Origin of the sequence: Anaeromassilibacillus sp. D41t1_190614_C2 (assembly GCF_015558525.1) — a bacterium.
Taxonomy (GTDB): domain Bacteria; phylum Bacillota; class Clostridia; order Oscillospirales; family Acutalibacteraceae; genus Anaeromassilibacillus; species Anaeromassilibacillus stercoravium.
The window spans coordinates 40,686-52,962 of the sequence record NZ_JADMOD010000003.1; the positions used below are offsets into that span (position 1 = coordinate 40,686).

15 protein-coding genes are annotated in these 12,277 nt (G+C 47.4%); all 15 read left to right on the plus strand.

Features of this window, described 5'->3' with window-relative positions; all coding sequences use genetic code 11:
- Positions 1-5: 5 nt before the first annotated feature.
- The 15 genes from I2G69_RS04405 (at position 6) to I2G69_RS04475 (ending at position 12,271) form a co-directional block, all read left to right on the plus strand.
- A complete protein-coding gene (locus tag I2G69_RS04405; RefSeq protein WP_243254826.1) occupies positions 6-830 on the plus strand; it encodes a hypothetical protein in 825 nt (274 codons plus the stop codon).
- 28 nt (positions 831-858) lie between these two features.
- A complete protein-coding gene (locus I2G69_RS04410) occupies positions 859-1,572 on the plus strand; it encodes a hypothetical protein (RefSeq protein ID WP_195560282.1) in 714 nt (237 codons plus the stop codon).
- A gap of 4 nt (positions 1,573-1,576) precedes the next feature.
- Positions 1,577-1,882 carry a carboxylate--amine ligase gene (locus I2G69_RS04415; protein WP_195560283.1) on the plus strand — a complete coding sequence of 102 codons (306 nt, stop codon included), beginning with the start codon at positions 1,577-1,579 and terminating at the stop codon, positions 1,880-1,882.
- A 72-nt stretch (positions 1,883-1,954) separates the two neighbouring features.
- Entirely contained in the window at positions 1,955-2,473 is a 519-nt protein-coding gene (locus tag I2G69_RS04420) for a zeta toxin family protein (protein ID WP_195560284.1), read from the plus strand.
- A 67-nt stretch (positions 2,474-2,540) separates the two neighbouring features.
- A complete protein-coding gene (locus I2G69_RS04425) occupies positions 2,541-3,527 on the plus strand; it encodes an O-acetyl-ADP-ribose deacetylase (RefSeq protein WP_195560285.1) in 987 nt (328 codons plus the stop codon).
- A 9-nt stretch (positions 3,528-3,536) separates the two neighbouring features.
- The gene (locus I2G69_RS04430; RefSeq protein ID WP_195560286.1) at positions 3,537-4,061 is read left to right on the plus strand and encodes a WapI family immunity protein; all 525 of its coding nucleotides are present in this window, start codon (positions 3,537-3,539) and stop codon (positions 4,059-4,061) included.
- 24 nt (positions 4,062-4,085) lie between these two features.
- A complete protein-coding gene (locus tag I2G69_RS04435; protein WP_195560287.1) occupies positions 4,086-4,469 on the plus strand; it encodes an MmcQ/YjbR family DNA-binding protein in 384 nt (127 codons plus the stop codon).
- A gap of 26 nt (positions 4,470-4,495) precedes the next feature.
- The gene (locus I2G69_RS04440; protein ID WP_195560288.1) at positions 4,496-6,004 is read left to right on the plus strand and encodes a Y-family DNA polymerase; all 1,509 of its coding nucleotides are present in this window, start codon (positions 4,496-4,498) and stop codon (positions 6,002-6,004) included.
- Entirely contained in the window at positions 6,001-6,423 is a 423-nt protein-coding gene (locus I2G69_RS04445) for a hypothetical protein (protein WP_004611981.1), read from the plus strand. Before I2G69_RS04440 ends, I2G69_RS04445 begins: the two co-directional genes overlap by 4 nt.
- 96 nt (positions 6,424-6,519) lie before the next feature.
- Positions 6,520-7,179, plus strand: a complete 660-nt coding sequence (locus I2G69_RS04450) for a vWA domain-containing protein (RefSeq protein ID WP_044986821.1) — start codon at positions 6,520-6,522, stop codon at positions 7,177-7,179.
- A gap of 261 nt (positions 7,180-7,440) precedes the next feature.
- Positions 7,441-7,770: a plasmid mobilization protein gene (locus I2G69_RS04455; protein ID WP_195560289.1), complete on the plus strand. Its 330-nt coding sequence runs from the start codon at positions 7,441-7,443 to the stop codon at positions 7,768-7,770.
- Positions 7,731-9,098, plus strand: a complete 1,368-nt coding sequence (locus I2G69_RS04460; RefSeq protein WP_195560290.1) for a relaxase/mobilization nuclease domain-containing protein — start codon at positions 7,731-7,733, stop codon at positions 9,096-9,098. The genes I2G69_RS04455 and I2G69_RS04460 overlap by 40 nt, the downstream gene beginning before the upstream one ends.
- 253 nt (positions 9,099-9,351) lie before the next feature.
- Positions 9,352-9,564 (plus strand): helix-turn-helix domain-containing protein, encoded by a 213-nt coding sequence (locus I2G69_RS04465; RefSeq protein ID WP_113998538.1) that lies wholly within the window; start codon positions 9,352-9,354, stop codon positions 9,562-9,564.
- Positions 9,565-9,644: 80 nt separating this feature from the next.
- Positions 9,645-11,360 carry a phosphoadenosine phosphosulfate reductase domain-containing protein gene (locus I2G69_RS04470; protein ID WP_113998537.1) on the plus strand — a complete coding sequence of 572 codons (1,716 nt, stop codon included), beginning with the start codon at positions 9,645-9,647 and terminating at the stop codon, positions 11,358-11,360.
- Between the two features lie 17 nt (positions 11,361-11,377).
- Positions 11,378-12,271: a DUF4007 family protein gene (locus I2G69_RS04475; protein WP_113998536.1), complete on the plus strand. Its 894-nt coding sequence runs from the start codon at positions 11,378-11,380 to the stop codon at positions 12,269-12,271.
- Positions 12,272-12,277: the final 6 nt, after the last annotated feature.

The window sequence follows — 12,277 nt, forward strand, 5'->3', positions numbered from 1 at the left end:
TTACGATGGAGGCGACGAACGATTTGAACTATGACTCCTATCTTGCCCGTGCCATAGAGATTTTTAACGACAGGATGGATGCTGATTTCACAGGGGATAACATCATCCTTACCTGTTTCATGACAGAGGATCAGAAGGAAATTTTCGAGCAGTTCTGCTCCAAGTATTTTCCTTACCGACTGAACGACCGGTATCAGGAGGAAGGCTATTTTGATTTCCGGGCATCCTCTTTTATCGGGATAGATAACGGCGGTAAGGACGGCATCCTGCTCCGCACGGACATACCCTATCATCCAGTTGAACTGCTCCATATCTTCCTGCATGAGCTGGCGCACATCTACTGCGCTCACCACGAATTGGACGGGAAGAGCTTCTATGACGAATACTGTGAAGACTACGCGCAGACCAAGGAAGAAGACGGCATCATCAACGCGGGGTACGCTGTTTGGCGTGAGTGCATTGCGGAGGTTATCGCCATTGAGCTTGACGATAGCTGCGAAATCGTCCCCCTCAAGGAGAAGGCAGATGTACTCCGGCAGCTCAAAGGCGAAATTGAGCCGGTAGACGGGAAACTGGCGGTCAGTGAAATTCTGGCGGCTGTTATGACCAGCTCAGAGATTGAGGCTTCTCAAACATGGGAGGAAGCAGAAACAGCCATCCTTAGCCTGAACCTGTTTGATACCCCGCCGGAGATGGATCTGTTCCGCCTTGTCTATACACAGCTCCGCACCACCTTCCTTGAGATTGATGTGGACTTCATCCATGAGCTGGGCTATCTATACTTAAATATTCTTTCTCTGGCTGTCATCCGCAATTTGCGCCAAAACTGATTTGTTAAAGTTGGGAGTGAGTAAAACGATGGAGAAAATGGAGAACATTGTGTTCGACCGTAACTATGAAGAAGACAAGCCTGACCCACTGGCTCAAGCAATTTTTGACCGGGTAAACGCCCCCGGTGGCTTTTTAGAAGAGTTTTCAAAGAAGATGGATGCTATCCCAAAGGTGATAGTCCCGAAGGATAAGGAAAACTACGAGTATTTGTTGGAAAGATGCGATGAGTTTGCAAAGCGTCATCACGGCAAGATTCATGGTGTCGTTGACTTTGAACATTGGGATGCTCACATCGACCTGACGCTGCCTATGCTTGAGTTTGATGATTCGGAGGATATGTCGCTCCTAAAAGACATCGGGGAAAAGGCGCATTATTGCTGCATTACCACGCAGGAAGACAGCAAGTTCCGTTTTCATGTTATGATCAATTATTTTGAGGAAATCATGTCGGAGGAATACGGCGACTATCTGAAATTTGAAACGCTTGCTGAGGACGAAGAGCTGGCGGCTATGCTCAATATGGGTATCAGCGAAGAAGATGAAGCCGTTGTCCGTTTGATTGGGGAAATCCTCGACCGGTTCGACAATGAAACTCATGTGGACAAAACAACCGCATTTAAGGCAGTAGCCAGCTACTTAATTCAGAAAGACCCTGACGCAATCAGTTATGAACTGATTGCCGCCACGCTCACCGCCTTATTGGAAAAAGTTTTGGACGATGAAAAACACAAGGAGGACTGAACCCATGAAATATCTTCTCTACCGCTCTTTTGGGAATCTTGAGAAGGATGTCAAGAAGCACGAATTGGTTGCCGTTGAGTACGGAAAAGACATTGACGATGTGACCGATGTGCTGATTAAAGCGGCAGCGGATGACCTTGCCGGTATGCCGGAATATGAGCGCTGCGAGACAGCGGCTTATGCACCGGAGCCGATCAAAGACTTTCGGAAGGTGCGCCGCTATCAGTACGAAATGACGGGCATCGTCTATCCACCGAATGCTGACAAGAACATTCTGATCGACTTTGGCATTGTAGAAACACAAGAATAAATAAGCGTGCTTGCTCTTCTAAAGATCTGATATAAAGAGCAGCAAGCCCTATATAGGAGCAGTGAAACAAAAGTGATTATTTTGATTACCGGTGCGTCTCACACAGGAAAAACTCTGTTGGCTCAAAAACTCCTCGAAAAATACAACTATCCGTATCTGTCGATTGACCATTTGAAAATGGGGATGATTCGCAGTGGAAACACACAGCTTACACCTGTGAGCGATGATACCGAATTGACGATGTTTTTATGGCCGATTGTCCGGGAAATAATTAAAACCGTGATTGAAAATCGGCAAAATTTGATTATTGAGGGATGCTACATTCCATTTGACTGGAAAAAAGATTTTACTGACGAATACCGCAAAGATATACGAGGCTATTGCCTTGCGATGAGTGAAAACTACATAAGAATGCATTTCGATGACATAAAACAATTTGCAAATGTTATTGAAAACCGTTTAGATGATGAGGATTGTACTTTAGATAATGTGTTGAAAGATAATGCGCGTACCTTGTCTCTTGCGAAAGAAAATGATCTGGACTATATACTGATTGATGGTGAATACAAAATAGATATAGCGTTATTTTGATGACTTCCCATTGTAAAGTTGACAATGAAGATGGGTGATTTTGAAAAGTTGAAAGGCGGGTGGAATTGTGCCCCTTCAAATTGTACGAAACGACATCACAAAGATGAAGGTTGATGCTATCGTTAACGCGGCAAACAGTTCCCTTCTGGGAGGCGGCGGTGTTGACGGCTGCATCCATCGGGCTGCAGGACCGGAGCTGCTTGCCGAGTGTAAGATGCTGGGCGGCTGCGAAACCGGCAGCGCGAAAATCACAAAGGGATATAGGCTTCCCTGCAAGTATGTGATCCACGCCGTCGGCCCGCGCTGGCGGGACGGCAAGCACGGAGAACGGGAAAAGCTTGTCTCCTGTTACCGCACTTCTCTTGCACTGGCGAAGGAGCACGGCTGTGAGACGGTTGCCTTTCCGCTAATCTCATCGGGCATCTATGGCTACCCGAAAGACCAGGCGTTGAAAGTCGCCATAGACACGATCAGCGACTTTCTTCTGGAAAATGACATGACGGTCTATATCGTCATCTTCGACCGCAAGGCATATCAGATCGGCGAGAAGCTGTTCTCCGACATTGCCGCATACATAGACGATACTTATGTGGATGCGCATACGGATAGCCGCGCTTCACAGCTTCGCCGGATGCAGATGCTTTCGGAGGAAGCAATATGTGGCGCTCCAATGGCGGCAAGCACGAAAAGTCTTGACGATGCTCTTTCGCAGATCGACGAGAGCTTTTCTGAAATGCTGCTTCGGAAAATCGACGAGAAAGGCATGACCGACGCGCAGTGCTACAAGAAAGCGAACATCGACCGCAAGCTCTTCTCGAAGATCCGCTCAGACAAGCTGTATAAGCCGTCGAAGCCCACGGCGCTCGCCTTTGCGATTGCCTTGGAACTTCCGCTGGATGAAACGAAAGAAATGCTCATGAAGGCAGGTTTTGCCCTCTCACACTCCAACAAGTTTGACATCATCATTGAGTATTTCATTGAGCACGGGAACTACAATGTCTTCGAGATCAATGAGGCTTTGTTCGCCTTTGACCAGAGTTTGCTTGGAGCGTAAGGAGAAACTATGTGGCTGAAACTCAATTTAAGTGGCATAAGGCTGTCCATGCAGATCAGGAATTATCGTAGGACATCCGAAGAGGACTGGCTTTCGGTGTGGTGTAAAACCGATTTCTCTTTTGTAGCCGACAAGTGGCTCAATTATTGTGAAGATGATAGTGAGGTTTTCCTTGCCCGCGAAATTGAAGACCTTGCAAAATCGCTGGATGATCTGTTAAACGACCGGCTTACTGCCCCGACTGAGTTTAACTGCATTGAGCCGGATTTCAATTTCATCCTCAACCCGAAGAAGGATTTGCGGCTTGATCCTAAGGTCCTATATGTCAGACCAGGCTGTGAAATTGTCGATATTGATATGGAGTGGAAAATCTCATTCTGGCACGATGGACTGACCGCCAACTACCTATCCGTCACTCTAAATAGAACGGATATAGAGAGTTTATTGCTATACCTACGGCTTGTTATGGGTGAGGTACGGGAAAGTTCCCCTGAGATAAAAGCGCTCATAAGCAAAGGTGTCATATCGTCCTAAGTCATAAAGGAGGATCAGAGAGCAATGAACCGCGAACAGTTCATACAATATATTTCAGATGAATATGGCGTTGATGAGGAATACCTCTTCGCAAAGCATCCACTCTTCTGTGTGTTCCGGCATTCAAATAACCGTAAATGGTTTGCGGTTGTGATGGATGTGCCTAAAAACAAGCTGGGATTAAGGGGTGCAGATGCTCTTGATGTGGTAAACCTCAAATGCGACCCCATCCTCATCGGCTCGCTGCGGAAAGAACCCGGCATCTTCCCGGCTTACCACATGAGCAAAGCGAACTGGGTCTCAGTCGCCTTAGACGGCAGTGTGCCGGACGAACAGATAAAAATGTTGCTGGATATGAGCTATGACGCAACCGCGCCCAAGATAAAGAGAAAAGCCAAACAAAGCTGATACCGTTGAAAGGAGGCAGCCGGAGCATGAAGCAGCGCACCTATATCGCAATCGATCTGAAAAGCTTTTATGCTTCGGTTGAATGCCGCGAGAGAAACTTAGACCCGCTGGACACAAACCTCGTCGTTGCGGACGAGAGCCGGACGGACAAGACCATCTGCCTTGCGGTCACACCCTCTCTCAAGAGCTACGGTATCTCCGGGCGTGGGAGGCTGTTTGAAGTCAAGCAGCGCGTCAAGGAAGCAAACGCCGGACGGCAGCATGACGCGCCGGGGCGAAAGCTGGAAGGCTCGTCGTATCTCTTCTCCGAGCTGCAAGAGAATCCGTCCCTTGCCATTGACTTCATCATCGCGCCGCCGCGCATGGCTTACTACATGGAGCACAGCACCCGCATCTATCAGGTTTACATGAAGTATGTTGCGCCGGAGGACATCATCGTCTACTCCATCGACGAGGTGTTCATGGATGTCACCGACTACCTCGCCACCTACAAGCTGTCTCCCCATGACCTCGCCATGAAGATCATTCTGGATGTCCTCTCGACAACCGGTATCACGGCAACAGCGGGGATCGGATCAAACCTCTACCTCTGCAAAGTGGCGATGGATATTGTCGCCAAGCACATTCCAGCAGATAAGAACGGAGTCCGCATTGCCGAGCTGGATGAGATGAGTTATCGCAAGACGCTTTGGTCACACCAGCCCCTCACCGATTTCTGGCGGGTAGGCAAAGGATATGCCAAGAAGCTTGAAGAGAACGGGATGTTCACGATGGGCGATGTTGCCCGTCGTTCCATCACAGATGAAGACTTGCTTTACAAGCTCTTCGGCAAGAATGCGGAGCTGCTGATTGACCACGCATGGGGCTGGGAGCCTTGCACGGTTGAAGCTGTCAAGGCGTACAAACCGGAAAGCAACAGCTTGGGATCGGGACAGGTGTTGCACCAACCTTATGAGGCAGACAAAGCGCGGCTCGTTCTCCGGGAAATGGCAGACCTTCTCTCGATGGACTTGGTTGACAAAGGCTTTGTCACTAACCAGCTCGTTGTCACGATAGGCTATGACATTGAGAACCTGACCGACCCGGAACGCAGGAGGAAGTATCGCGGCGAAGTCGTGAAGGATCACTACGGGCGGCAGATACCGAAACACGCCCACGGCACAATCAATCTGGAACGCTACACCTCTTCCACGAAGCAGATCATGGATGCCGCCGGGGAATTATTCGACCGGATTACAGACAAGAGCTTGCTCATCCGGCGGCTGAACATCACAGCGACCCATGTGATTGACGAAGCCTCTGCTCCTTCTTCTAAGGACAATTATGAGCAGCTTGACCTCTTCACCGATTATGCTGCGCTTGACGCGAAGCGCAAGCAGGAAGACGAAGAGCTGGCACGGGAAAAGAAAGTACAGCAAGCCATGCTCACCATCAAAAAGAAATTCGGGAAAAACGCCATTCTCAAGGGGATGAATCTTTCGGAGGGAGCGACGGCAAAGGACCGGAATGAACAGATTGGAGGTCACAAGGCATGAGCGATGATTACAAGGACATCATCAATCTCCCTCACCATGTCTCATCAAAAAGACCGCAGATGCCGATGCTGGACAGAGCCGCGCAGTTCTCTCCTTTCGCCGCTCTCACCGGGTACGATGACGCAATTCATGAAACAGGACGGCTGACAGATGAAAAGATCGACCTCAGTGAAGAGGAAAAAGAGGCGCTGGACAGAAAGCAGCAGATCCTCATGGAAAGGCTTGGCGACCATCCTGCGCTGACCGTCACCTACTTCGTCCCGGACGCAAAGAAGTCCGGCGGGGCGTATGTGACAAAGAGCGGAAACCTCAAAAAGATAGACGAGTTTGAACGCCTGATGATGCTCATGGACGGGACGAAAATCCCGCTGGATAATGTCGCTGACATCGAGAGCGAATTGTTCCGCGATATGTTTTGAATGTCGCTTTCCATGCGACCAAACCGAAGACGATTTCTCCTATACTGTGACTGTAAGCAAAAGCAGTCACAGTTTTTCTATATGGGAGGATTCATCATGAAAAAGAACTTAACCGAGATCGTCTTTATCCTTGACCGCAGCGGCTCTATGAGCGGGCTGGAAGCCGACACCATCGGCGGCTTCAACTCCATGATCGAGAAGCAGAGAAAGGCAGACGGCGAAGCGCTTGTCTCCACAGTCCTCTTCGACAATATGAGCGAGGTGATCCATGACCGCGTGAACATCCACGACATCAAGCCGATGACAGACAGGGACTATACCGTCCGGGGCTGCACGGCTCTTCTGGATGCCATCGGCGGTGCGATCCATCACATCGGCAATGTCCATAAGTACGCCCGACCGGAGGATGTCCCGGAGCATACGCTGTTTATTATCACCACGGACGGAATGGAGAATGCGAGCCGGTTTTACAGCAGCGACCGGGTGAAGCAGATGATCGAGCGGCAGAAGGCAAAGTATGGCTGGGAGTTCCTGTTCCTCGGCGCAAACATTGACGCGGTGGAAACGGCGCGGCACTTTGGGATCGGAGCTGACCGAGCCGTCAATTACCACTCTGACAGCGCCGGGACGCAGCTCAACTATGAGGTGCTGAGTGAGGCAATTTCCGCCGTCCGTTGCAGCGCCCCGCTCGGCGCAGATTGGAAGCGCCGGATTGACGAGGACTACGAGAAACGCGGTAAAGGGAAAAAGAAATAAGCTGCACAAGCATGAGGGAAGGCGCTTTCGAGCGCCTTTTTTCTCTTCCATACCGCTAATTTCCTTATAAAATGTCCGTTGTAAAGTGAAGGGGATTTTTACGGGGAGAAGCACCGGGAATACGATTTTGAGAGAATAGCAAGCACAGCCGGTGTCCGTACACACGGCGATTTTCGAGTAAGGGAACCCTCCCCTTACTCTTCAAAATGCTTGTTGGGATGTCTCCCAAACCCTCTATCTTTACGAAAGGACAGATTGCCTATGGCAAATAGAACAAGGCCAATCCGCATTGAGTTCTGCGTGTCAGAAAATGAGCATCGGATCATCAAATCAAAGATGGCGCAGCTCGGAACAAAGAATATGGGAGCGTATCTCAGGAAGATGGCGATTGACGGCTACATCATCAAGGTGGACTACACGCAGCAAAAAAAGCTCGCATCCGCTGTCAGCCGTGCAGCGTCAAATATCAACCTGATTTGTCGCCGCATCAACTCAAAGGGAAACCTCTATGAGGATGATGTTGTGGAGCTGAAAGAGAGGCAAAAGGAAATATGGCAGTTACTAAAATCAAGCCAATCCGAGGAACTGTAAACAAGGCACTTGCCTACATCCTCGACCCGGCGAAGACTGACGATCAGCTCTATGTATCCTCTTTCGGCTGTGCTGCCAGCGACGCAGCGGCAAAGGAATTTGAGTGGACGCGAAATCTCGCTGCTCAGCAAGGAATGCAGATGCCGAAGGTGATTGCCCGACACCTGATTCAATCCTTCGACATCGGAGAAGTCACGCCGGAGATGGCGCATGAAATCGGAAAGCAGTTTGCCGACGAATGGCTGAAAGGCAAGTATGAGTATGTGATCGCCACCCACATAGACAAGGGGCATTGCCATAATCACATCATCTTTAACGCTATCAATTTTGTAGACTACCATGCCTATCGGAGTAACAAGCGGACATATCGGGAAATGCGCCAGCTCAGCGATGAAATCTGTAAGGAGCACGGACTTTCCGTGATCCCGCCATCACAAAGCAAGGGCATGGACTACAAGGAATACACAGAGGCTAAACGCGGTACGAGCTGGAAGCAAAAGCTCAAACAGACCATCGACCGCTGCATCATCACAGCGAAGGATTACGATGAGTTTTTGAAGCTCATGCAGGAAGCCGGATATGAAATCAAGACCGGAAAATACATCTCTTTCCGTGCTGAGGGACAGGAGCGTTTTACCCGTGCAAAGACCATCGGCGACAACTACACCGAGGAACGGATCAAAGAGCGCATTCAGGGGCGCGGGAACCGCAAGCGCCAGATGCAGACCTCTCGCCGTGGTATCTCCCTCATCAGCGATATTCAGGAGCGCATCCAGCTCATCGGCAGCAAAGGTTACGAGCATAAAGCGAAGCTCACAATTCTCAAAGAAGCTGCGCGAACACTCAACTATCTCACCGAGAACAACCTTCTCCAATATGCCGACCTTGAAGCAAAGGCTGAGGACATTCACAGCTCCTATGACCGCATCAGCAAGGAGCTGAAAGGTGTCGAAGCCAGACTTCGGGAGATACAGCCGCTAATCAAAAATATCGGCAACTATCAGCGGCTCAAGCCGGTCAATGAAGCCTATCAGAAAGCCAAAGACAAGACCGCATTCCGGGCAAAGCATGAAGCCGAGTTAGTGATCTTTGAGGCAGCAAAGAGTACGCTCCTTGCCGTTCAGGGTGATAGAAAACTTCCCAGAATGAAGGCTCTACAAGCAGAACAAGAACGACTGACCGAAGAGCAGCAGCGGCTCTATGACAAAAGAGCCAAGCTCAAGAAGGAAGCCAAGCAAATCGACACTATCAAGGCGAATGTCGATAGTTATTTGAGGCCCGTTGCATCTCAGGAGCAGAAAACCAAGAGAAGAAGCGAACTGGAATAATGAAAAGCTCATCAATCCATCAAGAGTAACGGATTGATGAGCTTTTTCATATTGAATTAAGGCTTGACCAGTGTTATAGCTCTTCGTCTAATATGTTCAGACATTTCCCACAGACGATACGATTATATAGCTCGCGTTCTTGAAACTTTTTTGTGAATTATCAGAGGAACTAATTGAAAACACCGAATATGTATGCTATAATTTAAGCTGTATATCTGTATCCACACTGGTGCATGAAAGCTTGAGGTGTAATATGAAGATAAGCTATAAACGGCTATGGGTACTGCTTATTCAAAAAGACATTACGAAAGTTACACTAAAAAGGGATGTCGGCATCTCTGCCGGAACAATGTGTAAGCTTAACAAAGGAGAGGAAGTAGCTCTTTCTGTCCTTCTGCGCATTTGCGATTACTTGGACTGCGACATTGGCGATATTTGTGAGGCTGTAAAAATTGAAGGGGAATAAGTCCATTTTTTTGTACTTTGTATTTGCTATACTTATGTTGAGAAGCTGTAAATCTAATTCCACGAAAGGAGGGGTCATTCATGTGGTGCAACAACTGTAATATTGAAACTAACGATAGCATTTGCCCTCTTTGTGGTGCTCAAACTATTGAGGACCTCCCCGTGGAAATATATTGGTGCGACCATTGTCACACGCCAATAATTCAAACGGCGTCTCAAGCGGATAAAGGTACTTGCCCCCTCTGCAAGGGTAAAACAAAATATATGACCGCTGACCTTCGTCCTGTATTTCCCGAGGAGCGGTTACTTGTTGAGCTTCTTCTGAAAAAAGAACCGCATCAGTATATTGAGAACTCGGTATGGGCAAGCAACAATCGTTATTACATTGATGGCAAATCTATTTCAATTCCTAACGGGCTATACCAAAATGTTGACACTGATAAAATCGCAGAGCTGCTGCATCAGTACCAGAGTGAGAATACATACAAGTTTTTTGATAAGCACATGGCGACCTTCGTCTCGGCTAACCGTGACCGGTTAAATTATCTCATAGATGAAGCACATAACTTCATTCGTAAAGCTGCCAAAAACTTCCCCGAAGAAAGAATCGTTTTGTCTTTCTCAGGAGGCAAAGATTCGACAGTTACAGCAGATTTGGCGGTTAAGGCTTTGAGCAACCCGTCGCTTGTTCATATATTTGGAAACACGACATTAGAGTTTCCAAGCACAATAGAGTATGCTCAGCGTTTTCGGGATAACCATCCTGATGCAATTTTTCAGGTAGCCAAAAATGACGATCAGAACTTCTATGATGTCTGCGAAGATATAGGACCACCTGCAAGAATGATGCGCTGGTGCTGTTCTATGTTCAAAACAGGACCAATTACAAGAGTAATAAATAGTTTGTACCGTAGTCAGCAAATACTCACATTCTATGGAATTAGGAAATCGGAGTCTGTAAGCCGGAGCAAATATAATCGAATTGAAGATAGTGCCGATGCTGTAAAGATTCAGCAGCAAACAGTGGCATCTCCGATTTTCTTCTGGAAAGACATAGATATTTGGCTCTACATAATCGCAGAAAATGTAGACTTCAACGACGCTTATCGTCTCGGCTACGATCGTGTAGGCTGTTGGTGCTGCCCTAACAATAACCAACGCGCTCAGTTTTTGTCAAAAATCTATATGCCTGAGCAATCCAGAAAATGGCGTAACTTTTTGTTGGAGTTCGCAGAGAAAATAGGAAAACCAGATCCCGAAGTATATGTAGATACTGGAAAATGGAAAGCTCGTCAAGGCGGCAATGGTCTTGCATCAGCAAGTGATGTAAAGATTAGATTCACAAACTGCACAGCCGAAGATCATGCCAAAATATACCGGCTGGTCAGACCATTTGATGATGAGCTTATAGGGATGTTTGTACCGTTTGGACGAGTAGCACCTGAACTGGGTAGAAAGTTGCTAAGAGAAGTTGTTGTTCTCGATCACAAAACAAAAATCCCAATTCTCTCTCTCCAACCTTTTAGTCAAGACGGTTATGAATATGCCGTAAAAGTTAGAACAATGAATGTTGCAGACCATGACGATTTACAACGCATGGTTGGGTATCAAATAAGGAAATTCAACGCTTGTAGAAAGTGCTTGAAATGTGAGTCGCTTTGTCGAGCTGGTGCCATTACTATTAGCAGTTTCGGTTACTTCATCGACCCGGAAAAATGCGTCCATTGTAAGGCTTGTATGACTGCAAAGTATCTTGACGGCGGCTGCATGATGGACAAATATCTTAGGACAAAGTAAGCAATGGAGGTTTTTTTATGGCAATGAAGTTTCGTGCCCATGATACATTTTTTATAAGAAAAGGTTGGCTTAGCAAGGGCATGAAGTATGTCCAGAAGAAACCAGATGTGTTCGTTGCTAAAGACGAAAACCCTATGGATGTCCTCGGAATAGGCGCAAACATGGTTAAAGCTCTCCGCTATTGGCTTCAAGCAGTGGGCTTAACCGAAGAGCCGAGCAGCGGCAAGCGCGTTCAAACCTTTACTTCTCTCGGAAATAGTGTCTTTACAAATGATCGCTACATAGAAGAATTGGGTACGCTATACCTACTCCATTATCGGTTATCTTCAAATAAAGATGAGGCAACTGCGTGGTATTTTTTCTTTAATGAGTTTAATATGACGGAGTTCTCAAGAGATGACTTCGTAGAGTTTTTGCAGAGACGCATCCGCATGGAAGAAGGCGAGGTAAGTGTTGCAATACGATCCCTCAACGATGATTTCTCGTGTATCATAAATACTTATTTACCGCGATATAAATCCAACCCCAATCGCATAGCACCAGAGAGCAACATTGATTGTCCATTTGGAGAACTCGGACTGATCGACACACTCAGCAAAGAAAAGAAAACATATCGGAAAGCGATACCTCTCGCAAACTCAATCGATCCATGGATCGCTTTAGCTGTAATTGTTGATCAGGCAAAAGGAGCTAAAGAAATTAGCCTCAATGAATTACTAACTGCTCCCTGCAACATTGGCAAGACCTTCAATCTCGATGCAATCTCCATGCTTGATGTTTTATATCAGGTTGAGAGAATTGGAAAAATTAAAATTAACAGAACTGCCGGTTTGGATGTTATTCACATTTTAGAAGACCTTACATTCCAGGACTGTGTTGATGCGTATTATACAGGCATAAACAAGCAGTGACAGGAG